Annotated in this window: 20 protein-coding genes; 5 read left to right on the top strand and 15 right to left on the bottom strand. The window is 70.6% G+C overall.

The features are described 5' to 3' along the window. The first annotated feature begins 51 nt into the window (after positions 1-51). The 3 genes from AB0J93_RS04770 (at position 52) to AB0J93_RS04780 (ending at position 4885) form a co-directional block, all read left to right on the top strand. Positions 52-1020 carry a helix-turn-helix domain-containing protein gene (locus AB0J93_RS04770; protein WP_363918185.1) on the top strand — a complete coding sequence of 323 codons (969 nt, stop codon included), beginning with the start codon at positions 52-54 and terminating at the stop codon, positions 1018-1020. A gap of 306 nt (positions 1021-1326) precedes the next feature. Next, positions 1327-3846 carry a S8 family serine peptidase gene (locus tag AB0J93_RS04775; protein ID WP_363918187.1) on the top strand — a complete coding sequence of 840 codons (2520 nt, stop codon included), beginning with the start codon at positions 1327-1329 and terminating at the stop codon, positions 3844-3846. Positions 3847-3964: 118 nt separating this feature from the next. Then, the gene (locus AB0J93_RS04780) at positions 3965-4885 is read left to right on the top strand and encodes an SDR family oxidoreductase (protein WP_363918189.1); all 921 of its coding nucleotides are present in this window, start codon (positions 3965-3967) and stop codon (positions 4883-4885) included. On the opposite strand, the gene AB0J93_RS04785 is transcribed toward AB0J93_RS04780, so the two are convergent. Genes AB0J93_RS04785 through AB0J93_RS04805 form a run of 5 tightly spaced genes read right to left on the bottom strand, consistent with a single transcriptional unit; the run spans position 4876 to position 9496 of the window. Continuing rightward, positions 4876-5862, bottom strand: coding sequence for a WYL domain-containing protein (locus tag AB0J93_RS04785; protein ID WP_363918191.1), 987 nt, complete (start codon positions 5860-5862; stop codon positions 4876-4878). The genes AB0J93_RS04780 and AB0J93_RS04785 overlap by 10 nt on opposite strands. A 6-nt stretch (positions 5863-5868) precedes the next feature. Next, positions 5869-6519 (bottom strand): response regulator transcription factor, encoded by a 651-nt coding sequence (locus AB0J93_RS04790; protein WP_363918193.1) that lies wholly within the window; start codon positions 6517-6519, stop codon positions 5869-5871. Continuing rightward, positions 6516-7838, bottom strand: a complete 1323-nt coding sequence (locus tag AB0J93_RS04795) for a sensor histidine kinase (protein ID WP_363918195.1) — start codon at positions 7836-7838, stop codon at positions 6516-6518. Before AB0J93_RS04795 ends, AB0J93_RS04790 begins: the two co-directional genes overlap by 4 nt. A gap of 4 nt (positions 7839-7842) precedes the next feature. Then, positions 7843-8577 (bottom strand): ABC transporter permease, encoded by a 735-nt coding sequence (locus AB0J93_RS04800; RefSeq protein ID WP_363918197.1) that lies wholly within the window; start codon positions 8575-8577, stop codon positions 7843-7845. A gap of 10 nt (positions 8578-8587) precedes the next feature. After that, a complete protein-coding gene (locus tag AB0J93_RS04805; RefSeq protein ID WP_363918199.1) occupies positions 8588-9496 on the bottom strand; it encodes an ABC transporter ATP-binding protein in 909 nt (302 codons plus the stop codon). 158 nt (positions 9497-9654) lie between these two features. Between AB0J93_RS04805 and AB0J93_RS04810 the strand changes: the two genes are divergently transcribed. Then, positions 9655-10446: an EI24 domain-containing protein gene (locus AB0J93_RS04810; RefSeq protein ID WP_363918201.1), complete on the top strand. Its 792-nt coding sequence runs from the start codon at positions 9655-9657 to the stop codon at positions 10444-10446. Here AB0J93_RS04810 and AB0J93_RS04815 read toward each other — a convergent pair. The 8 genes from AB0J93_RS04815 to AB0J93_RS04850 all read right to left on the bottom strand — a co-directional run bounded on the left by AB0J93_RS04815 (position 10417) and on the right by AB0J93_RS04850 (position 19358). Next, positions 10417-11361: a GNAT family N-acetyltransferase gene (locus AB0J93_RS04815; protein WP_363918203.1), complete on the bottom strand. Its 945-nt coding sequence runs from the start codon at positions 11359-11361 to the stop codon at positions 10417-10419. The two genes, AB0J93_RS04810 and AB0J93_RS04815, sit on opposite strands and share 30 nt — an antisense overlap. A gap of 139 nt (positions 11362-11500) precedes the next feature. Continuing rightward, positions 11501-12454 carry a DUF559 domain-containing protein gene (locus tag AB0J93_RS04820; RefSeq protein WP_363918205.1) on the bottom strand — a complete coding sequence of 318 codons (954 nt, stop codon included), beginning with the start codon at positions 12452-12454 and terminating at the stop codon, positions 11501-11503. A 93-nt stretch (positions 12455-12547) separates the two neighbouring features. Beyond that, positions 12548-13555 (bottom strand): LacI family DNA-binding transcriptional regulator, encoded by a 1008-nt coding sequence (locus tag AB0J93_RS04825; RefSeq protein ID WP_363918207.1) that lies wholly within the window; start codon positions 13553-13555, stop codon positions 12548-12550. 19 nt (positions 13556-13574) lie between these two features. After that, a complete protein-coding gene (locus tag AB0J93_RS04830; protein WP_363918209.1) occupies positions 13575-14948 on the bottom strand; it encodes a GH1 family beta-glucosidase in 1374 nt (457 codons plus the stop codon). Next, entirely contained in the window at positions 14945-15778 is an 834-nt protein-coding gene (locus AB0J93_RS04835; protein WP_363918211.1) for a carbohydrate ABC transporter permease, read from the bottom strand. Before AB0J93_RS04835 ends, AB0J93_RS04830 begins: the two co-directional genes overlap by 4 nt. A 147-nt stretch (positions 15779-15925) precedes the next feature. Next, the gene (locus tag AB0J93_RS04840; RefSeq protein ID WP_363918213.1) at positions 15926-16933 is read right to left on the bottom strand and encodes a sugar ABC transporter permease; all 1008 of its coding nucleotides are present in this window, start codon (positions 16931-16933) and stop codon (positions 15926-15928) included. Positions 16934-17047: 114 nt separating this feature from the next. Beyond that, entirely contained in the window at positions 17048-18355 is a 1308-nt protein-coding gene (locus tag AB0J93_RS04845; RefSeq protein ID WP_363918215.1) for an extracellular solute-binding protein, read from the bottom strand. A gap of 238 nt (positions 18356-18593) precedes the next feature. After that, positions 18594-19358: a maleylpyruvate isomerase family mycothiol-dependent enzyme gene (locus tag AB0J93_RS04850; RefSeq protein WP_363918217.1), complete on the bottom strand. Its 765-nt coding sequence runs from the start codon at positions 19356-19358 to the stop codon at positions 18594-18596. Positions 19359-19428: 70 nt separating this feature from the next. Between AB0J93_RS04850 and AB0J93_RS04855 the strand changes: the two genes are divergently transcribed. After that, positions 19429-20511 (top strand): UDP-N-acetylmuramate dehydrogenase, encoded by a 1083-nt coding sequence (locus AB0J93_RS04855; RefSeq protein WP_363918219.1) that lies wholly within the window; start codon positions 19429-19431, stop codon positions 20509-20511. Positions 20512-20664: 153 nt separating this feature from the next. On the opposite strand, the gene AB0J93_RS04860 is transcribed toward AB0J93_RS04855, so the two are convergent. Then, positions 20665-21462 (bottom strand): class I SAM-dependent methyltransferase, encoded by a 798-nt coding sequence (locus AB0J93_RS04860; protein ID WP_363918562.1) that lies wholly within the window; start codon positions 21460-21462, stop codon positions 20665-20667. Then, a complete protein-coding gene (locus AB0J93_RS04865; RefSeq protein ID WP_363918221.1) occupies positions 21459-22223 on the bottom strand; it encodes an SDR family oxidoreductase in 765 nt (254 codons plus the stop codon). The genes AB0J93_RS04860 and AB0J93_RS04865 overlap by 4 nt, the downstream gene beginning before the upstream one ends. Positions 22224-22318: the final 95 nt, after the last annotated feature.

Here is a 22318-nt window from a genome sequence, read left to right on the forward strand (position 1 = left end):
TGCTGCACGGCGGGCCGCCCGTGATCAGGACTGCCGGGTGGAGGGGCCAGAATGCTGGAGGCTGTTGGCGTCGAACCGTGTGAGGAGCAGATCTATCTGGCGCTGGCCACGGCGCCGGCGACCAACGCGGACGAACTCGCCGAGCGGACGGGGTTGCCCTGTCCCGAGGTCCACCGCGCGCTGGCGGGCCTGCAGGGCAAAGGGCTCGTGGACGTGCAGGCTGACCCGGCGGTTCTGATTCGCGCAGCGCCTCCGGACCCCGCCCTCAAACTCCTGGCTCTGCAACGGATGGACGAACTGCGCCGGGCGCAGAGCGTTATCTCGCTGCTTGCCGAGCGCTTCGAAGCCTATGGCCCGGCCTGGCGCGGCGCCGACTCCGTCGAAGTGATCCAGGGTGCCCGGGCCATCGCAAATCGCTATGCCATGTTGCAGCGCGAAACTACCCAGGACATCCGTGCGCTCACCAGGCGCCCTGCAGTCGCGGTACCGGCCACCGACAACGTCGCCCAGCGGGAGGCGCTGCGTGCCGGGGTGCGCTACCGCGTGGTGTACGACCGCGACCTGTTGGACCCGGGAAGTCCGCAGATCCCGCTGCTGCTGGAGGAGTGGGCCGCGCTCGGCGAGGAGATGCGGGTGGCACCCGTCCCGTTCAAGTTGATGGTCTTCGACCGGCGGCAGGCGGCGCTCGTGCCGCCCGATGTGGCGTCCGAGGAACCCGTGCTCCTCGTGATCCGATCCCGCCCGGTGGTGAACTGCCTCGCCTGGATCGTCGACCGGATCTGGGAGTCGGCGTTGCCGATGCCGGCCGCGTTGTCCGCCCTCCCCGACAGCCCGCTGCAGGCGGAGGACCGCCAGATGCTGGCCCTGCTCCTGGCCGGCTGCACGGACCAGGCGATGGCGTCGCAACTGGGAGTGAGCATGCGGACGGTCCAGCGCCGGGTGCAGCGGCTCCTGAGCCTTGCCGGGGTGGAGAGCAGGATCCAGTTGGGCTGGCAGGCCGCCCGACGCAACTGGATCTGAGAGCTGGCCCGAGACCGCGAGCGGAGCTGCCGACGTCACCTTCGCTCAGCGCGCTCCCGCCGTTGGCAGATTTATGCCATGGCAATGAACTGCCAGGTCAGGGGCTCGGGATCCGCCGTCGGCGATGGCAATGTGTGCGCGTCAGCTCATCCCTGCCGCTAAGGATGCCGAGTGACCTCTCCTGCCAGACGCCTATCGGGCCGCGCGCGTCACATCGCCGCAGCACTCGCCGCCACGCTCGCCGTGAGCGGCCTGTCCCTGTCCTCCGGCCCGGCCCACGCTGAACCCTCAACCGCGCCGGGAGGCGTGGCCGACAAGCTGGGCAGCCACGACCGGGCCCTGATCGCCAAGTACGCCGCCCAGTTCCGGACCCGCAGCATGCCGGCCCAGGCCGACCAGCCGGTCCCCGACTTCGTCACCCTGATGGTCGCCGTGAAGTCGGGCAGCACCGACGAGGCCGCTCGCCAGCTCACCGAGCTCGGGGCCGAGATCACCGGGGTCGAACCGGAGATCGGCTACGTCAAGGCGAACGTGCCGTTCGCCCTCGTTGACCAGGTCGTGGCCCTCGACACCGTACTCCGGGTGGACGCCGACGAGCTGCTCAAGCTGGAGGAGACGACTGTCGACTCCGCCAGCGCTGGCGGCGACGGAGGGAGCCGGCCATCCGCGCCGTCCGCGGCGACTCCGGACAACAACCCGTACATGCCGACCCGGGAGACCGGCTCGGTGGCGTTCAAGACGGAGCACCCCACCTACGACGGCCGCGGCGTGACCATCGGCGTCATGGACACCGGCATCGACCCGACCCACCCGGCGCTGGCCACCACCACGACCGGCGAGCGCAAGCTGGTGGACACGGTCACCGGCACCAATCCGCTGAACTTCATCGACCTGCTGTTCGACCGCACCTGGTTGCTGTACACCAACAGCAACAAGGTCACCGGGCCGGTGGTCGACAAGTACGACGTCACCTGGACGCTGCCCGACGGCGGCAGCGACGACATGTACCTGAACCGCAAGAACCTCGCCATCGCCGGCTACGTCGACCCCACCCTCACCGGAACCCTGGGTGTCGCGTACCGGGAGTCCGACAACGCGGTCTGGATCGACCTCAACCAGGACTACGTGTTCACCGACGACGAGCGGTACCGGCCGTACCGGGAGAACCAGCAGATCGGCTACATCGGTACCGACGATCCGGCGACCGAGCTCAACGAGCGCCAGCCCTTCACCGTCGAGGCCCGGCGGCTCAGCTCGTCGATCATCGGTGTCAATATCAACACCCTCGACAATGGCCACGGCACCCACGTGGCCGGCATCACCGCCGCGAACGGGATCCTCGGCGGGCAGATGGATGGCCAGGCGCCCGGTGCCAAGCTGGTCTCCATGCGGGCCTGCTCCAACAGCGGCTGCTCCTCGGCGGCCCTCACCGACGGCATGGTGGCCCTGGCGACCGACTACGGCGTCGACGTCATCAACATGTCCATCGGCTCGGCGCCCGCGCTGAACGACGGGCAGAGCGCGATGGCGTTGCTCTACGACCGCCTGATCGAAACCACCGGCGTCCAGATGTTCATCTCCGCCGGCAACTCCGGCGCCGGCACCAACAGCCACGGCGATCCGTCCGCCGCCGGCAACGTGGTAAGCGTGGGTGCCTCGGTTTCCAAGCACACGTGGTGGGCCAACTACGGCTCGTTCGTGACCCAGGCCCGGTCCGTCTTCCCGTTCTCCTCCCGCGGCCCGCGTGAGGACGGCGGCTTCAAGCCGGAGATCACCGCTCCCGGCGCGGCCATTGCCCCCTACCCGAACTGGCTCGTCGGCGGTGCGGTGGCCGACACCGGCTACACCCTGCCGGTCGGCTACGCCATGCTGCAGGGCACCTCGATGGCTTCCCCGCAGGCCGCCGGTGCGGCCGCGCTGCTGCTCTCCGCTGCCAAGCAGAACGGCATCGACGTCACCCCGCCGGAGCTGCGTCAGGCCATCTTCTCGACGGCCGACTTCAACAAGGACGAGCCGGCCATCGCCCAGGGCCGTGGCCAGTTCGATGTGGTGCACGCCTGGAAGTACCTGTCCAAGGGCGTGGCCGACATCGACGACGTCACCGTCTCCGCGCCGGTCTGCACCGTCCTCTCCGACAAGCTGGTCACGCCGCACACCGGCAGCGGCCTGTACAACAGCTGCGCACCCGGCAGCGGCGGCCAGAGTGTGGGTGAGTCCCGCACCTACGACATCACCCTCACCCGGACCAGTGGCAAGGATGGGGCAGCGGACTACGTTCTCGGGATCCAGGGCGACGGCGACACCTTCTCCGTGTCCAGCAAGGTCACCCTCGTGAAGGACGTGCCGACGGTCGTCAAGGTGACCGCCGCCCCGACCACCCAGGGCATTCACAGCGCCGTGCTGACCATCGACAACGCCACGACGCGGGCCGTCGAGCAGTTCGCCATGCTGGCCGTCCAGGCCGCTGCCCCGCTGGCCGCGGGCACTACCTGGGCCGTGGACGGCAGCGTCGACCGCAACGACACGGTCATCTACAGCGTCGCGGTTCCGGCCGACGCCACCAGCATGACCGTGAACCTTTCCGGCATCGCCGACGGCAGCCAGACCCGTTGGTGGGCGTACGGGCCGGATGGTCTCCAGGCGGAGAAGTCCAGCGCTGGCACCGTCTACTGCTACACCAACTTTATGGACGGCAGCGGCTGCGACCCGTTCAGCCGCACCTACGCCACGCCGAAGCCGGGCGTGTGGGAGTTCGTCGTCGAGGCACGCCGCACCAGCCCTCTGCTGGCGAACCCGTACCACCTGGAGGCGACCGTCACGGAGTGACGACGCGGTGATGCGGCGGACCGGCCGGGCGATCTGCCCGGCCGGTCCGTCCGTTCTCATGACACCGGATCAGGAAACCGGACATCGGGTGTCAGGTTTAGCTGTCAGGGTCGGACGCATGACAACGAAACCGCTGACAGGAAAGGTCGCTTTGGTCGCGGGCGCCACCCGGGGCGCTGGCCGGCAGATCGCGGTGCAGCTCGGCGCGGCGGGCGCGACGGTCTACGCGACCGGTCGCAGCAGCCGGACCGCCGGCCGCTCGGAGCTGGACCGGCCGGAGACCATCGAGGAGACCGCCGAACTGGTGACGGCCGTCGGCGGCACGGGCATCGGCGTCCGGGTCGACCACCTGGTCGCCGACGAGGTTCGCGCGCTGGTCGACCGGATCGACGCTGAGCAGGGCCGGCTCGACGTGCTGGTCAACGACGTCTGGGGCGCCGACCCGCTGATCAACTGGGAGAAGCCGGTCTGGGAGCAGCCGCTCGACGGTGGCTTCCGCACCCTGCGGCTGGCGGTGGACACCCACGTCATCACCAGCCACTTCGCGCTCCCGCTGTTGATTCGTCGCCCCGGCGGACTGGTCGTAGAGATCGGCGACGGCACGAAGGCATACAACGACACCCACTACCGGCTGTCGGTCTTCTACGACCTCGCAAAGGCGTCGGTCAACCGGCTCGCGTACTGCTGGGGGCACGAGCTGAAGCCGCACGGCGGCACCGCCGTCGCGCTGACGCCGGGCTGGATCCGGTCCGAGGCGATGCTGGAGCACTTCGGCGTCACCGAGGAGAACTGGCGCGACGGTGCCGCCAAGGATCCACACTTCCTGATCTCGGAAACCCCGGCCTTCGTCGGGCGTGCGGTCGCCGCGCTGGCCGCCGACGAGGACCGGGCCCGCTGGAACCAGTCCTCCGTCTCGGCCGGCGAGCTGTCCCAGGTGTACGGGTTCACCGACGTCGACGGGAGCCGGCCGGACGCGTTCCGGTACCTCACCGAGGTCGTCGAGGCGGACAAGCCGGCGGACGTGACCGGCTACCGCTGAGCCGGCGGGCCACCGTAGATCGCGGTGGCCCGCCGGGCGGCGTCGGCCAGGCGTGCGCGCAGCTCGGGCGGGTCGAGCACTTCCACCTCAGGACCCAGCGACAGCAGTTGCGAGTACGCGACCTCGACGGACTCGACGGGCAGGCGGGTCACCACCCAACCCTGCCCGTCGGGTTCGCCTGCGGCGGCGAACGCCTCGTCGTACACGAAGGGGGCGTCGGCGAGGAAGCGGAGCCGGCGCAGGCCAGCAGGGCTCAACCGGATCGTCACCTCGACCCGGAGCATGCTTCGCAGGAACGCCTCGGCCTGCTCCCGCCAGTACCCCGCCAGGTCGAAGCCGGCGTCCCGGTCGAAGGTCTCCGTCCCCACCTCGACGTGGGTGACCCGGTCCACCCGGTACGTGCGGTACGCGTCGTCGACCCGGGCCACGAGATACCAGACGCCGCTCTTCAGGACCAGCCCGTACGGGTGCGGCTCCCGCTCGACCTCGCGGTCGCCGCGGCGGTAGCGCAGCCGTACCACCCGGTCCCGCCAGACCGCGCCGGCCAGGTCGCTCAGCCACGGCGGCGGCCCGGTTTCCCGGAACCAGCCTGGCACGTCCAGGTGGAACCGCTGGCCGGTGCGCGCGGGGGCGTCGCGCAGGCTCGGCGGTAGCGCCGCGAGGAGCTTCAGCTCCGCCGCCGCTACCGCGTCGGCCAACCCCATGTCACCGGCCGGGCCGGGCAGCCCGGCCAGGAAGAGCGCCTCCGCCTCGTCCCGGGTCATCCCGGTCAGCCGGGTCCGGTAGCCGCCGAGCAGCCGGTAGCCGCCGGCTCGTCCCCGGTCCGCGTAGATCGGCACCCCGGCGGCGGAGAGCTCCAGCACGTCCCGGTAGACCGTCCGCTCGGAGACCTCCAGCTCGCGGGCCAGTTCCGCCGCCGTCAGCGCCTCACGCGCCTGCAACAGCAGCAGCAGGGAGAGCAACCGCGACGCCCGCACCGACGCTCACCGTCCGCCCGGGGTCAACAACCCCCGGTCGTACGCGGCGGCCACCGCGGCGGCCCGGTCGTTGACCCCGAGCTTGGCGTAGACGTGCAGCAGGTGGGTCTTCACCGTGGCCTCGCTGATGAACAGGCGCGCGGCGGCCTCGCGGTTGGACGAGCCGCGGGCCACCAGGGTGAGCACCTCCAACTCGCGCTGGCTGAGCGGTTCCTCGGTCGACTGGCGCGGTGTCCGCAGGCGACCCATCAGTCGGCCGGCCACGCTGGGCGAGAGCACCGACTCGCCTCGGGCGGCGGCCCGTACCGCCCGGACCAGTTCGTCGCGAGGTGCGTCCTTGAGCAGGTAGCCGGTGGCGCCGGCCTCGATCGCCGGGAGCACGTCCGCGTCCGTGTCGTACGTGGTCAGTACGAGCACCTTCGCCGGGTTGTCCGCGTCGACGAGGCGACCGATCGCGGTCACCCCGTCCATCCCCGGCATCCGCAGGTCCATCAGCACCACGTCGGGGCGGTGGCGGGCGGCCATCGTCAGGGCCTCGGCACCGTCCGCCGCCTCGCCGACCACCTCGAACCCGGGGTCGCCGGCGAACATGCCGCGCAGCCCGTCCCGCACCACCGGATGATCGTCGACGATGAGCAGGCGTACCGGATCAGTCATGCCGCGGCTCCGGGCAGGGCCGGTACGGAGGCCGAGACGGCGGTCCCGCCGCCCGGTTCGGACTCGACGGCCAGCTGGCCACCGACCCGGTTGACCCGCTGCCGCATCGCGGTCAGGCCGTAGCTTCCGTTCTGATCCGGGGTCGACCGGTTTGTCACATCGAATCCGGATCCGTCGTCGCGGACGTCCAAGGTGACCACGTCCGACATGTACGACAGGGTGAGCCCGACCCGGGACGCGGCGGCGTGCCGGGCCACGTTGCTCAACGCCTCCTGCGCGGCGCGCAGCAGCGTCACCTCGATCTCCGGATGCAGCGGCCGGGGTGTCCCGGTGGTGCTGACGCTGGCCGCCACCCCGTGCCGGGCCGACCAGCGCTCGCCCAGCTCGGAGAGCGCGTCGGGTAGCCGGGCCGTCTCCAGTGGCTCGGGGCGCAGCGCCCGGACCGACCGGCGGGCTTCGGTGAGGCTCTCCCGGGCCAGCGCCAGGGCGTTGTCCACGTGCCGGCGCCAGTCGGCGGAGCGGTCGCGGGTCTGCTCGGCCGCCTCCAGTTGGGTGATGATGCCGGTCAGACCCTGTGCCAGGGTGTCGTGGATCTCCTGGGCCATCCGCTGCCGCTCGTCCAGTACGCCGGCCTCGCGGGCCTGGGTGATGAGCTGGGCGTGCAGCCCTTCGTTCTCCCGGATCGTCTCGGCGAGCTGGCGGTTGGTGGTGGCGAGTTCCGCCACCAACCGCTTGCGCCTGGCGTCCTCTCGTTCACCGACGAGGTTGAACCAGCTCACCGCACCGGCCAGGACCACGTTGACCAGCACCAACACCAGCCACAGCGGCCAGTTCGACCAGGAGGACGGCAGTCCGCCGCCCTGCGCGGTGGCGACCAGCACCGATGTCGCGGCCATACCCACGAACCGCCACCGCCCGTTTAGCACGAGGAAGGCGTGCAGGAAGCCGACCCAGGCGAAGAAGCCGTACCAGGGGCTTGCGGCCACCAGGACGGCGGCGAAGGCGAGCAGCCCGACGTAGTAGACCGTCCTTGGCCCCTGCCGCCCCTGCCACCGCGGATGCAGGATGACGAACCAGGTGATCCAGCAGGCGGTCAACCCAGCGATGACCAGGGTGAGCGGCATCGGCAGCCCGCGCGGTGCCGGTGCGAAGGCGGCCAGCAACGACCCCACGAGCAGGCCGCCGAAGGGCAGCACCCGTTGTAGCCGCGCCTCCCGGGCCCGCCAGTTGGCCAGCCGGTCGTCGTCGGTGGGCATCTTCTCGTCGCGGCTGGCCGTCGATCCGCCGCCGCCGTAGGTCGTCCCGTCCCCGCTCACCATGCGCTCACTCCCAGCGGAACAGCTTCGCCGCTGCGGCGCCGGCCGCCACGGCGATCAGCGCCATTATCCCCAGGTGCAGCGGGTGCGGTGCGGTGCCGGTCCAGGCGTCGAGCAGCGCCTGGATCCCGGGCGGCGTGTAGGCGCCGAGGTCGGCGAGGAAATCGGGCAGCAGGAACCGGGGCAGGTACACCCCACCGAAGAACATGATCACCATGAACAGCGGTACGGCCAGCGCCTGGGCCGCCTTGGCGGTGGGCGCGACCGCCGCCACCAGCAGCCCCACCGCGAGCAGTGCGGCCGTACCCAGAATGAGCGCCACCGCGAACCCGAGCGGGTGCTGTGGCAACGGGGTGCCGAACGCCAGCCGGGCGATCACCGCGAGGAGCACCGCGCTGGCCAGGATGCCCACCAGGGCCAGTACGAGTTGAGCGGTCAGCAGCGCCAGCGGACTTGCCGGGGTGGTGGCCAGCCGGCGCAGGATGCCGCGCTCCCGGTAGGTGGCCAGCACGGTGGGCAGGGCGTTGATGCCGACCATGGCCAGCGTGATCACCAGCAGTGACGGGGTGAAGTACGTGACGAACGACTGGTTGCCGAAATCCGGACTGGGTTCGCGGAGTGAGGGGATCAGCCCGAGCACCACCAGGATCAGGGTGGGCAGAGCGACGGTGAGCACCAACGTCGGGATGTCCCGTAGGTGCAGCTTTGCCTCAGTCTTGAGGATCTGGCCGAAGGCGTGCATCGTGTCCCCTTCAGTCGACGAACCGGCGCCCGGTCAGCTCGACGAACGCGTCGTCAAGCGTGGCCTGCTCCAGCCGTAGGTCGGCGGCGGTGATCTGGTGGCGGGCGAGCACCGAGGTGACCGCGTGCAGCACGTCACCGGTGCCGGTCACCACGATCTGGCTGCCGCTGCGCGTAACGGCCGTGACCTGCGGCAGATCGGTCAGCAGCCGGTCGTCCAGTGGTGCGGACGGGCGGAACCGGATGCGCTGCTCGGGCGCCACGGCCGAAACCAGCCCGGCCGGGGTGTCGAGGGCCACCACCCGCCCCTTGTCGATCACTGCGAGGCGGTCGCAGAGCCGCTCGGCTTCCTCCATGAAGTGGGTGACCAGCAGGATGGTCACCCCGCGGTCCCGAACTCTCTCGATCAGACCCCAGGTGTCCCGGCGTGCCTGCGGATCCAACCCGGTGGTCAGCTCGTCCAGGATGGCGATCCGCGGGTTGCCGACAAGTGCCAACGCGATGGAGAGCCGCTGCTTCTGACCACCGGAGAGCTTCTCGTACGGGGTGTTCCGCTTCCCGTCGAGCCCCAACTCGTCGATGAGCTGCGCCGGGTCGGCCGGCTCGCGGTAGAACGACGCGTACAGCTCCAGTGCCTCGGCGACCCGGAGCCGGTCAGGTAGCTGGCTCTCCTGAAGTTGCACGCCGACCTGCTGGCGCAACCGGGTGGCGTCCCGGCGAGGGTCGAGTCCGAGGACCGACACCTCGCCCCCGTCTGGGACGCGCAGCCCGGCGACGCACTCCACCGTGGTGGTCTTGCCGGCGCCGTTCGGGCCGAGTACGCCGAAGATCTCGCCGGCCTCGACGTGGAACGACACGTCGTGCACCGCCACCGTCTCGCCGTACCGCTTGTGCAGGCTGGTCACCTCGATCACCGGCATGGCAGCCGCCTCTCGCCGTCGGTTCCGGGTACCGCTCAAGGGTCGCCAGAGGCGGCCGGCGACGAATCGACCAGCTGTAGGTGATCTTGGCTCGCTCCGGTTGATTCCGGTGATCCGTCAACCGGTGGATGTGCCGGCGAGTGACTACGCTCCTGGGCGTGCACGCATCCGAGCTTCCCTCCACCGCCGTGGGCGCGGGCCGCCGCTTCGTCGGCGGGGCCACGCTGCTGCTGCGGGGCGTCGGTCTGTACGTACGCAACCCAGGTCTGATGCTGCTCGGCGTCGTCCCGGCGCTGATCTCCGGGGCGATCTTCGTGGCCGCGTACGCTCTCCTGATCTTCTTCGTCGGCGACCTGGCTGCCGCGGCCACCCCGTTCGCCGACGACTGGGCGGCGACGCCGCGCAGCGTGGTCCGGGTGATCGCGGCGCTGGCCTTTCTCGGCCTCGGCGGCCTGCTCACCGTCCTCACCTTCACGGCGGTCACCCTGGTCATCGGCGATCCCTTCTACGAGAAGATCTCCGAGCGGGTGGAGCGGCGCTACGGCGGTACGCCGGACGCGGTCGAGGTCCCGTTCTGGCCGTCGCTGCGACGCAGCGCCGCCGACTCGCTCCGCCTGGTCGCGCTGGCGGCGTTGTTCGGTCTGCCGTTGTTCGCCGCCGGTTTCATTCCGCTTGTCGGCCAGACCGTGGTGCCGGTCATCGGCGCGTTGGTGGGCGGCTGGCTGCTCGCCGTGGAGCTGACCGGCGCGCCCTTCTCCCGGCGCGGCAAGCGACTGCCGCACCGGCGCGCGGCCCTGAAGGCCGACCGCCCCACCGCACTCGGCTTCGGAGTCGCGGTCTTCGTCTGCTTCCTGATTCCACTCGGCGCGGTACTGCTGATGCCGGCCGCGGTGGCCGGCGCCACCCTGCTGGCCCGCCGCTCACTCGGCCAACCCATCACGGAGGGCTGACCCGGCGGGGCGCAGCTCGCGTACGCAGGACCACTGGCTGGCCACCCGCCGGTAGCCGAGCCGGTCGTTGACCGCCAGCATCGCCGCGTTCGCCGCGTCGTTGCCGGTGTAGGCGACGGTGACGCCGCGCGCCGCCGCCCGGTGCAGCGCGGCCAGCTTCACCAACCTGGCCAGCCCCCGGCCCCGGAAGCCCGGCACGGTACCGGTGTAGTCCGACCACATCCGCGCGCCGTCGCGCTTCACCAGGCTGATCGCCACCAACTCGCCGGCGACCTCGGCGCCCATGCTGGCCTGCCGGTCCAGCCCGACGTTGTCCCAGGTGTCGGCGCACCAGGTGGCGTATTCGATGGCGTCGGAGGCCACGTCGCCGGGTTCGTCGGCGCTGGCCAGCACGTCAACCCGGTGGACCTGATGAGGGTCGACCTCGGCCAGCGGGACCAGCCGGACGTCGTCGGGGGCTGCCGGCAGCGGCGGCAGCGCGTGCAGTTCCAGGGCCGAGAAGCGCTCCTGGCGACTCGGGGTGAAGCCGTGCCGGCGGACGAACGGCAGCGCCTCCGGCAGCGCACGCCCACGTAGCCGGGCCAGGTCGAGCGGCGCGAGGTGCTCCAGCGCCCGGCCCAGCAGTGCCCCGCCGATCCCGCGTCGCCGCTGGTCGGGGTGCACGTGCAACAGGGACACCTCGCCGACGGCCGCGCTGGTGTTGGTGTTGCGGGACGCCGACACCCAGCCGACGACCTGCCCGGCGACCTCGGCGACGAAACCGCCCCAGTGCTGCTCCGCCGGTGGCGTCGAGATCAGCTGGCGGGTGGACGCAGCCCCACGCACCAGAAAGGGAAACACGAGGGTACGCAGCGCCACCACGGCCGGGGCGTCGTCGGGGTGGGCCGGACGGATCAGGGCGGACGGTTCAGGCATGCGCGGCAGGCTAGCCAAACCGACCGGCCGCCGCGCCCCCTTTCCGCCGCAGCGCCGCTACGACTCGCGCTGCTCGCCGATTCATCGAGGGCCGTGGGTACGTTTCTTGTCGCTGAGGCAGCAACAAACGTACCCACCCTCAGCCCGGCCAGCCGGCGGCTGTCAGGGCGGCACGGAGTTGGGCGGCGACGTCGTCGGGGCGGTGCCGGACGTCGAAGGCGGTGAACCGGAGGATGCGGTCGCCCTCAATCCAAACTCGGTTCTGCCGGCGCAGGTCTGCCGCCCAGTGTCGGGTGTCCATGTGGTGCGTACCGTCGATCTCCACGTGCAGTCGCCACTGCGGCCAGTAGGCGTCCAGATAGCGGATCCGTCCATCGGCGTCCCGACGACGCTGCTGAGCGGTCGGCACCGGGAGGTGGTGGCGCCGGCAGAGTCGGATCAGGTCGATCTCGGAGAGCGCCTCGGCGCCACCGGCGATGTCGTGCTGCGTCTGTCGGATCAGGACGCGCCGCCGGGCCTGGGGAAGTCGGGCGAGGACCGCGCCGACCTCCGCCGGGGTCGCCCGCCGCTGCTGGCAGCCGGCCGCGAGAATCTGTTGCGCATCCTCGTCAGTACGCGCCCACTGCGCCGCATCCACAAGGGACCGTGCCATAGACGTGCGGTCGGGCCGCCCACGCTGTCGGTCCTCGGCCGGCAGTTGCCGGGACCGGCGTACCCGGGCCGAAGGAAGGCCGAGCGGCAGCCGACGCAGCAGGTCTGCCCGACGTCGGTGATGCGGGACCAGCACGTCGACGGTCTCGTAGCGCCAGTTGCCACGTAGCCCGCCCGCTGTCGCCGCCGCCAGCCCGGCGAGCACCGCACCCGGACCAGCCGCCAGCACCGCCACCCACCAGTGCTGCTCTCGACGGTAAGGCTCATCGGTCGAGGCGGCCCGCAGGATTCCCCGACACACCCTGCCCCACCGCCCTGTCGCCAGCAGGTGCCGGACCTTCGCCGGGGGCAGTTCGGCGGTTGCCTGCGCCCAGCTGACGATCCCCGACTGCTCGAACAGCAACCACTGCAACGCGTCGGCGTCGTCCCCAGGTATCCGCATCTATCGATTGAACCTGAAGCTGGGTACGTTTCTTGTCGCCCGAGCGACAAGAAACGTACCCACGTACGCCCTGCACACCGCCGTCGTGCGGATTCAGGCGGACTCGCGGACGATCAGCTCGGTGGGCAGGATGAGCGCCGGCTCGACCTGTTCTCCGGCGGCGAGGCGGAGCAGCAGCCGGGTGCCCTGCCGGCCCAGCTCCACTATCGGTTGCCGGACGGTCGTCAACGGTGGATCGGTGTACGCGGCGGTCTCGATGTCGTCGAAGCCGATCACCGCCACGTCCTCGGGCACCCGCCGCCCCGCCTCCCGCAGCGTACGCAGGGCGGCGTGGGCCATCAGGTCCGACGCGGCGAAGACGGCGTCCAGGTCGGGGTGGGCGGCGAGCAACTCGCGCATCGCCGCCGCCCCGGACTCGCGGGTGAAGTCGCCCACCGCCACCATCTCGGGCAGCCCGGCGGCGGCGACGGTGTCCCGGTAGCCGGCCAGCCGTTCGATGCCGGCGACCATGTCCTGCGGCCCGGCGATGGTGGCGATCCGGCGTCGACCGCTGTCGATCAGGTGCCGCACCGCGCGGGTGACCCCGCCGACCTGGTCGACGTCGATGTACGGCACGTCCGCCCCGTCGAGCGGTCGGCCGCTGCACACCACCGGGATGCCCAGCGCGGCCAGCCGGCCGGGCAGCGGATCAGCCCCGTGCAGCGAGGCGAACAGCACCCCGTCGACGTGCCGACCGGTGGTGTACCGGGCGACCCGTTCGTGCCCGGCCGGCGACCCGGCCAGCATCAGCACCAGCTGTTTGTCGGCGGCCTCCAACTCCTGCGCGGCGCCGCGGATGATTCCCGGGAAGACCTGGTCGTCGGAGAAGACCCGGGTGGCCTCCTCCGGCATCACCAGGGCGATCGAGTCGGTCCGCTGGGTGACGAGGGTACGTGCGGCCAGGTTCGGCACGTACCCCAGCTCGGCGACCGCCTGGCGGACCGCCTCCTGGATCGGCTCGGCGACCGTGGTCGAACCGTTTACCACCCGGGAAACGGTGGCCCGGGACACCCCGGCCCGTCGTGCCACCGCTTCCAGAGTGGGCCGCTGCGCCCCCGTCATCGGAGAAACCACCACCTCGTCACAGCCCGTTCCGGGAGATCACCTCCTGGTACCACCGGGCGCTGGACTTCGGTGTACGCCGCTGAGTGAGGTAGTCGACGTGCACGATGCCGAATCGCTTACGGTACCCCTCGGCCCACTCGAAGTTGTCAAGCAATGACCATACGAGATAGCCGCGCAGGTCGACGCCCCGGGCGATGGCCTCGTGCGCGGCGCGCAGGTGGCCGTCGAGGTAGGCGATTCGGTCGGTGTCCTGCATCGGGCTGGTCACGTCCGAGGTGGCCTTGTCCGGGAAGGCCGCACCGTTCTCGGTGATCAGCAGCGGCACCGCCGGGTAGTCGGTGGCGATGCGTTCCAGCAGCCGGGTCAGTCCGGCCGGCTCGATCATCCAGCCCATGTCGGTCAACGGCCCGACCGGTGCCAGGAACTGCACCTGTCCCTCGGTGCCGGGGTACGCCCCGCCGCCACCGGCACCGTCCGTCCGGCCGGCGACGTAGGTCGGCGCGTAGTAGTTGATCCCGAGCAGGTCGATCGGCGCCGCGATGATCTTCTCGTCGTCGTCCTGGACGAAGGTGGGTTCGACGAACCGCGCGACATGTTCCCGGACGTCGTCCGGGTACCCGCCGACCAGCAGCGGATCGAGGAAGATCCGGTTGTGCAGACCGTCGACCAGGCGTGCGGCGGCGGCGTCGGCGGCGCTGTTGGGATCGGCGGGGCGCACATCGGCGGGATTGAGCGTGACGCCGACCCGACCGGCACCGCCCGCGCGCAACGCCTGGGTCGCCAGGCCGTGCGCCAGCAGCAGGTGGTGTACAGCGCTGAAGGCGGCACCCGGATCCTGCACCCCGGGGGCGTGCACACCGTTGCCGTAGCCGAGGTACGCCGAGCACCACGGCTCGTTGAGCGTGGTCCAGGTGCCGATCCGGTCGCCCAGGCGGGCGTACAACGCGGAGGCGTAGGTGGCGAAGTGCTCCGCGGTGTCCCGGCTGGTCCACCCGCCCCGATCCTGAAGGGTCTGCGGCAGGTCCCAGTGGTAGAGCGTGATGATCGGGTCGATGCCCCGGCCCAGCAGCGCGTCCGTCAGCCGGTCGTAGAAGTCCAGGCCACGCGGGTTGACCGGGCCACTGCCGTCGGGCTGGATGCGCGGCCAGGACACCGAGAAGCGGTACGCCTGCAACCCCAGCTCCGCCATCATCGCGACGTCGTCGGCGTACCGGTGGTAGTGGTCGCAGGCCACGTCACCGGTGTGGCCGGCGTGCACCTTGCCCGGCGTACGGCTGAAGGTGTCCCAGATCGACTCGCCGCGCCCGTCGTCGCGGGCCGCCCCCTCGATCTGGTACGCCGCAGTGGCCGCACCCCAGAGAAAATTGTCCGGAAATCTCAGCTCAGTCACGCCTTGACCGCACCTTCCATGATCCCGCCGATGATCTGGCGGCCGAACAGGACGAATACCAGCAGCAGAGGCAGCGTGGCGATGGCCGTGCCGGTGAAGACCTGGGACATGTCCTGGTAGTAGCCGTCAGACAGGGCCCGCAACGATAGCTGCACGGTGGGATTCTCCGGGTCGTTGAGCACCGCGTACGGCCAGAGGAAGTCGTTCCAGGTGGTCATGAAGGTGAGCAGGCCCAGTACGGCGGCGGCCGGCCGCAGTGCCGGCACCACCACGTTCCAGTAGATGCGGGCGGTACCGCAACCGTCCACCCGCGCTGCCTCGATCAGCTCGCTGCTGACCGCCTGCCCGGCGTACTGCCGCATCATGAACACCCCGAACCCGGTCACCAGCGCGGGCATGATCACGGCCGGCAGCCGGTCGTTCAGGTTCAGCTTCGTCATCAGCATGTACAGCGGGATGATGCCGAGCTGGGTGGGCACCATCATGGTGGCAATGATGATCATCAGCAGCGCGTTGCTGCCTCGGAACCGCAGCTTGGCGAAGGCGAACCCGGCCAGGGTGGAGAAGAGCACCACCGAGGCGGTGACCACCGTGGCCACGATCGCCGAGTTGATCAGACCGGTCAGGAAGTAGGCGTCGGTGTTGCCGAAGAGCCGGGAGATGTTGGCGCCCAGATTGCCGCCGGGAGTCACCGGCGGTGGTAGCTGCCCCATCGCGTCGCTGGACCGGCTGGCCACCACGAACATCCAGTAGATCGGGAAGACCGACATGCCAGCGGCGGCGACAAGTGCGAAGTACGTCAGCGGGCTCGCCCGCCACAGCCGGCTCATCGCGCCACCTCGCTGCGCTCGGCGTCACGATGAGCCACCACCGCACTGAGCCGGCTGATTCGCTCGCTGCGCTCGCTCATCGCGCCACCTCGCTGCGCTCGGCGTCACGATGAGCCACCACCGCACTGAGCCGCATGATTCGCTCGCTCATCGAGAGCCTCCCTTCCGCTTGACGGTGTCCGGCCGGGCGCCGGCGCCGAGCCGGCGGATGATCAGCACGTTTATCGCCGCGACGATGGCGATCAGGGCGAAGAGCAGCCAGGCGACCGCCGACCCGTAGCCGAAGTTGTAGTAGGGCGCGAAGGCGTTCTCGAACATGTACATGGTCATCGTCTGCGACTCGCGCATCGGACCGCCGCGGATCGCGTTGGTGCCGGAGTGGAACAGCCGGGGCTCGGTGAACAGTTGCAGCCCGCCGATGGTGGAGATGATGACGCAGAAGATGATCGTCGGCTTGAGCAGTGGCACGGTGATGGTCCAGAACTGCCGGGCCCGGTTCGCGCCGTCGATCGCCGCCGCCTCGTAGAGGTCGCGGGGAATGGCCTGCATGGCGGCCAGGAAGATCAGCGCGTTGTAGCCGGTCCAGCGCCAGTCGACCATGGTCGAGATGGCGACCCAGGAGGCGAACCGGTTGGACTTCCACCCGATGCCGTCGACGCCGATCAGGTCGAGCAGCCAGTTGACCATGCCGAACTCGCGGCCGAACAGCACCCCGAACACGATCGCCACGGCAGCCGTGGAGGTGACGTTGGGCACCAGCACCGCCATCCGCCACCCGGTACGCATCCGAAGCTGCCGGTTGAGCAGGTTCGCCAGCCAGAGCGCGGCGAGCAGCTGCGGGACCGTGCTGATGACGAAGATGCCAAGGGTGTTGACCACCGAGTGCCAGAAGTCGCTGTCCGCCAGCAGCCGGGTGTAGTTCTCCGCGCCGACGAAGGTGGGATTGCTGCCCAACAGGTCCCAGTCGTGCAGGGAAACCCAGAAGGTGTACGCCAGCGGCCAGGCCCCGAAGATCGCGAAGATCACGAAGAACGGGGCGATGTAGAGGTAGGGCGAGTACTTCGCGTCGATCCGGCTCAGCCGGCCGGCCCGGGACGGGCGGGTGTCACGCGATGCCGGTCTGGCCGGCGGTCGCGCGTCGAGCTGCAACGCCATGACCCGTTGACTCCTTTCCAAGCCTCCGCCCCGCGCCGGTCCAGGGTGAGTCGCCGTACGCGTCGAGACGCGGCGGACCCTGGACCGGCGGCGGGGATGGGGCCGTCGGGCCGGTTACTTGGCGGCGGCCTTCTTGGCGTTGTTGATCGCGTCCTGCCAGCCCTGCTCGGGGTTGCGCTGGCCCAGTTCGACGGTGCGTACCGCGTTCTCCACCTCGGTGCGGACGGCCTGGTTCTTCGGGCCCATGTAGACCGGCTTCAGCGTCTTCGCGCCCTCACCGAAGATCTTGCCGACCGGTGCGTCCGAGAAGTACGCGTTTGTGGCCTCGGCGATGGCGGGGTCGTCCAGCGCCTGCGGCGAGGACGGCAGCGGGCCCTTGGCCTTGAAGGCGCCGATGTGCCCCTCGGCGCTGGTCAGGAACTTGACCAGCTTTACCGCCTCGTCCTGGTGCTTGCTCTGCTGCGGTACGGCCAAGTGCGAGCCGCCCCAGTTGCCACCGTTGCCCGGCACCCGGGCGATGTCCCACTTGCCCTTGGCCTCCGGCCCGGCGTTGCCCTCGATCACGCCGGTCATCCAGGCGGGGCAGGCGATGGTGGCGAACTTGGCCTGCTTGAAGGCGGAGACCCACTCCTCCGACCAGGAACCGTACTTGCCGGACAGGCCGGCGTTGACGATGTTCATGGTGATGTCCCAGGCCTGCTTGACCGCCGGGTTGGTGTCCACGACCAGGTTGTCGCTGGTGTCGTAGTAGTGGTAGCCCTGCGCGTTGCCGGCCGTCTGGAGCACGATGGTGTTGAAGGTGTTGGTAGCCGCGTCCAGGAACGACGCGCCGGTGTCGGCGGCCTTGAACTTCTCGCCGGTGGCGATGTAGTCCTCCCAGGTCGGCCAGAGTGCGGAGACCTGCTCACGGTCGGTCGGCAGGCCCGCCTTCTCGAACAGGTCGGTGCGGTAGCACATGGCCATGCCGCCCACATCGGTGCCGAGCCCGATCAGCTTCTGCCCGTCGGCGGTGAGCCCCTGGTTCCACTTCCACTCCAGGAAGTTGCCCTTGAGGTCGGCGGCACCGTGGTCGAGCAGGTTCACGAAGTTGTCCGGGTTTGCCTTGTACTCGACCATCAGGCCCTCTTCGATGGCCACCACGTCACCGGCGCCCTTGCCCGCGGCGAGCCACTGGGTCAGCTTCGGCGAGTATTCGTCGAGGTTGCCGCCGGTGCCCCGCTCGACGATCTTGATGTTCGGGTTGGCGTCCATGTACTGCTGGTAGAGCTGCTCGTAGCCGAACTGCCCGAAGACGTCGACGGTGAGCGTTATCTTGCCGTCCCCGGCGGCCTCGTCGCCGCCGCCGCAGCCGCTGGTGACGAGCAGGACGCCGGTGGCGGCCAGAGCGACCGCCGCGAGGCGGTGACGCGGGAATGTGCCCATTGTCTGATGACCCCTCTCAGGTCGGGGTGGTGGTCGAAAGTTTCTGAGAGCGCTCTCTCGTAGCCTGCGGTCCGCCCCGGACCGCTGTCAAGAGAGCGCTCTCTCGCCACCCATCACAGAATGGCCACAACCCCCCGCACTCACCCCCGCACCTCCGCCCCGGTTGATCATGAGGTTGGCGGCAGCCGGGTAGATCGACTTCGCCGCCAACCTCATGATCGACGAGGCTGGGAGGGGGTCAGCCGGTGCGGACCCCGTCGAGCAGGGTTCGGTCGCCGGTGACGGTCAGGGTGTCGAAGCTGACCCGGCCCCAGAGCGCCAGCAGCAGGTCGCTGGCGGTGCCGGTGACCTGCACCCGGGCGTGGTGGTCGTCGTGGTCGAGGATGGTGCCGGTGTCGAGCAGGGCGACCCCCTCGCCGCGCAGCCGCAGATACCACTCCTGGTCGGCGTCGGTGGCGGTCAACCGGACCACACCCGCCCACGGGCCGCCCGACCTGCGCCGGCCCGCCGGCAGCCAGGTGTCCAGCACCTCGCTCACCCCGTCGGCCGCGAGCTTGGCCTCGACCGGCTCACCCGCGGCGATGGCGAGTTGGGCGTCCCAGCGGTGCACCGCCGTCTCATGGGCCATCCGGCGCGGCCAGAAGGCCGCCTTCTTCGGCTGCGGAGCCCAGTTCCAGGCCGGAGCCTCCGGGTCGAGGGAGTCGAAGAGCGCCATCAGTTCGTCGTACGCCTGCTGCCACTGCTGGACGGCGGTGACGCCCGCCGCCGCCTCGACCGGCTGTGATCGGCTCTGCTGCGGTGCCGACGGATCGCCCGAGCCGGCCACGTCGTGCACCCACCGGTAGATCCCGGCGAGATGGCGGGTCAGATCAGTCACGGTCCAACCGGGGCAGGACAGCACAGGTGTCTCGGGTGGCGCCTCGGCCACCGCGGCGGCGAACGCCGGGCCCTCCGCCCGGAGCGCGCCGATCCAGAAATCCTTGGTGCCGTGCATTCTGCTCATCGCCATCCTCCCGGGGGTGACCGGGCCACCAGTGGGTGCCACGGCTACCCCTCAGCCTAGGGTGAGAGGCGTGTCTGACGTCTACGCCCAGCCGACAGCCGCCGCGCAACCAGCCAGCACGGACGATCTGGCGCAATACACGACATTGTGCCTGGGGGGACCCGCCGGCCGGGTCGTCACCGCCATCAACGCCGACGAGATCGTCAGCCGGGTACGCGAGGCGGGCTCCGAGATCCTCCTGGTCGCCGGCGGTAGCAACGTGGTGATCGGTGACGGTGGCTTCCCCGGCACGGTGGTCCTCGTCCGCTCCCGGGGGCTGCGGGTACTCACCGAGGACGAGCAGACCGTGACGGTACGGGTCGAGGCTGGCGAGCCCTGGGACGACCTGGTCGCCGCGACGGTGCGCAACGGCTGGTCGGGGCTGGAGTGCCTGTCCGGCATCCCCGGCTCGACCGGTGCCACCCCGATCCAGAACGTCGGGGCGTACGGGCAGGAGGTCGCCGAGACCATCACCGCCGTGCAGGTCTACGACCGGACGGCCGGGACCGTCGGGCAGGTCGATGCCGCCGACTGCGGCTTCGCCTACCGGTCCAGCATCTTCAAGTACAACGAGCGCTGGGTGGTGCTCTCGGTGGACTTCCGGCTGGCCCGCTCGCCGCTGTCCGGCGCGGTGCGCTACGCGGAGCTTGCCCGGGCGCTCGGCGTCGAGGTCGGTGACCGGGTGCCGCTGGCCCAGGCCCGGGCCACGGTGCTGGGACTACGCGCGGGCAAGGGCATGGTGCTCGACGCGGACGACCCCGACACCCGCTCCGTCGGCTCGTTCTTCACCAACCCGGTCCTCGACGCCGGGGCGTACGAACAGTTGCGGCAGCGGGCCGCCGGGCTGGGTGAGCCGCCAGCGTGGCCCGGTGCCGGTGACCTGGTCAAGGTCAGCGCGGCATGGCTGATCGACAAGGCCGGTTTCGGCAAGGGGTATCCCGGCCCCGAGGGCACGGCCATCTCCAGCAAGCACACCCTCGCCCTGACCAACCCCACCGGCACCGCCAGCACCCAGGCCCTGCTCACCCTGGCCCGCGAGATCCGCGACGGCGTCCAGACCCGCTTCGGCGTAACCCTCCACCCCGAACCCGTCCTCATCAACTGCACCCTCTAACACCCCCACCCGGGTCCGTCCGTCCCACCCTTAGCACCTCGTCGATCATGAGGTTGTTGTATCCGGCAAGCCCTTTCCCGTGCAATAACTTCATGATCGACGCGGCAGGCCGGGTGGGCAGGCAGGGGGTGGGGGTGGGGGTGGGGGTGGGGGTTAGGTGGGGGAGATTGTGGGCCAGGGGACGGTGAGGCGGCCGTGGCGCCAGTGGCGGGGGCGGTCCAGGATGGGCCAGCCCCGGGCGCGCACGGCAGACACGGTGTGCAGCCAGCGCTGGCGGGGGCCGAAGGGGGTGTAGCCGACGGCGGCGTGCCAGGCGTCGTCCAAGGCCCGGATCAGGTCGTGGATCCGCTCACCCGGTACGTTGCGGTGGATCAGCGCCTTTGGCAGCCGCTCGGCCAGCTCGGCCGGAGTTTCCAGCGTGGCCAGCCGGGCGGCCAGGGTCAGCGAGCGCGGCCCGTCGGCATCGAGCAGCACCCACCCGCCGAGGCGTCCCAACTCGTCACAGGTCCCCTCCACCAGCAGCCCGCCCGGTGCCAGTCCGGCGCACATCGTGGCCCACGCGCCGGTCACCTGGCTCTCGTCGTACTGACGCAGCACGTTGAACGCGCGGACCAGGGCGGGACGCAGACCGGCCAGCTCGAAGCCGCCACGGGCGAAGGTGAGCCCGGGTGGATCGGCGGCGGGCTGCGCGTCGGCGACGCGTACCGGATCGATCTCCAGCCCGACCACCCGCACGTCGGCGCGGACGCGGGCGGCGAGCCGGGCCCGCAACTCCACTGCGGTCACCGGGGCCGCACCGTAACCGAGGTCCACCACCAGCGGGTCCGGTGCGGCGCGCAGCGACTCGGCGCAGGACTCCACGATCCAGTTGTCGACCCGGCGGAGCCGGTTGGGATGCGTGGTCCCCCGGGTCACCGCACCGAGCGGCCGGGGCGCCGGCGCCACCATCAGCCCGTCCGGTGCACCTTGTGCTGGGCGGCCTGAGCCAGCGGCCGGACCACGAGACGGTCCACGTTGACGTGCTGCGGTCGGGTGGCGCACCAGGCGATGCAGTCGGCGACGTCCTCGGCGAGCAGTGGCTCGGCGACACCGGCGTAGACCGCCTCCGCCCGCTCGCCGTCCCCGCCGAAGCGGGTCAACGAGAACTCGTCGGTCTTCACCATGCCCGGGTCGATTTCGATCACCCGCACCGGACGCCCACACAACTCCAGCCGTAACGTGCCGGCGATCGCGGTCTGCGCGTGCTTCGCCGCCGTGTAGCCGCCCCCACCCTCGTACACGGTGAAGCCGGCGGTCGACGAGACGACGACGATGGTGCCGGACCCGGAACTCTCCAACGCCGGTAACAGCGCCTGGGTGACCCGCAGCGTGCCGAGCACGTTGACGTCGTACATCCACTGCCAGTCACCGATCGCGCCGGACTCCACCGGATCCAGCCCACGTGCTCCGCCCGCATTGTTCACCAGGAGGGTCACCGGCCCACCGGCCTGCTGCGCGGCCCGGGCGAGGTCGGCCACCGAATCGTCGGAGGTGACGTCACAGGCCACTGCGGTGGCGGACCCGCCGGTGGCGGTGATCTCCGCGACCAGTTCGGCCAGCCGGTCGGTACGCCGTGCCGCGGCGAGCACGTGGAAACCCTCACCGGCGAGCCGCCGGGCGGTGGCGGCGCCGATCCCGCTGGACGCTCCGGTGACGATCGCGACACGACTCATCCGGCCATTCTCGCTCCCCGCCGTCGGACGGCGGGCGGCACGGTCGCCATGAGGTCGGTCACGCCCGAGGGGCTGCCCGACGTATTTCCCGCCGC

This window comes from Micromonospora sp. NPDC049374 (genome assembly GCF_040677165.1).
In the GTDB taxonomy this organism is placed as follows: Bacteria; Actinomycetota; Actinomycetes; order Mycobacteriales; family Micromonosporaceae; genus Micromonospora.

Coding starts and splice junctions, on each gene's coding strand:
- AB0J93_RS04805 (WP_363918199.1), bottom strand. CDS start 9,496: ATGCCGGTGATCGAGGTGACCAGCCTGCACAAGCGGTACGGCGAGACG.
- AB0J93_RS04780 (WP_363918189.1), top strand. CDS start 3,965: ATGACAACGAAACCGCTGACAGGAAAGGTCGCTTTGGTCGCGGGCGCC.
- AB0J93_RS04815 (WP_363918203.1), bottom strand. CDS start 11,361: ATGCCTGAACCGTCCGCCCTGATCCGTCCGGCCCACCCCGACGACGCC.
- AB0J93_RS04845 (WP_363918215.1), bottom strand. CDS start 18,355: ATGGGCACATTCCCGCGTCACCGCCTCGCGGCGGTCGCTCTGGCCGCC.
- AB0J93_RS04835 (WP_363918211.1), bottom strand. CDS start 15,778: ATGAGCCGGCTGTGGCGGGCGAGCCCGCTGACGTACTTCGCACTTGTC.
- AB0J93_RS04840 (WP_363918213.1), bottom strand. CDS start 16,933: ATGGCGTTGCAGCTCGACGCGCGACCGCCGGCCAGACCGGCATCGCGT.
- AB0J93_RS04795 (WP_363918195.1), bottom strand. CDS start 7,838: ATGGTGAGCGGGGACGGGACGACCTACGGCGGCGGCGGATCGACGGCC.
- AB0J93_RS04820 (WP_363918205.1), bottom strand. CDS start 12,454: ATGCGGATACCTGGGGACGACGCCGACGCGTTGCAGTGGTTGCTGTTC.
- AB0J93_RS04825 (WP_363918207.1), bottom strand. CDS start 13,555: ATGACGGGGGCGCAGCGGCCCACTCTGGAAGCGGTGGCACGACGGGCC.
- AB0J93_RS04850 (WP_363918217.1), bottom strand. CDS start 19,358: ATGAGCAGAATGCACGGCACCAAGGATTTCTGGATCGGCGCGCTCCGG.
- AB0J93_RS04770 (WP_363918185.1), top strand. CDS start 52: ATGCTGGAGGCTGTTGGCGTCGAACCGTGTGAGGAGCAGATCTATCTG.
- AB0J93_RS04790 (WP_363918193.1), bottom strand. CDS start 6,519: ATGACTGATCCGGTACGCCTGCTCATCGTCGACGATCATCCGGTGGTG.
- AB0J93_RS04865 (WP_363918221.1), bottom strand. CDS start 22,223: ATGAGTCGTGTCGCGATCGTCACCGGAGCGTCCAGCGGGATCGGCGCC.
- AB0J93_RS04800 (WP_363918197.1), bottom strand. CDS start 8,577: ATGCACGCCTTCGGCCAGATCCTCAAGACTGAGGCAAAGCTGCACCTA.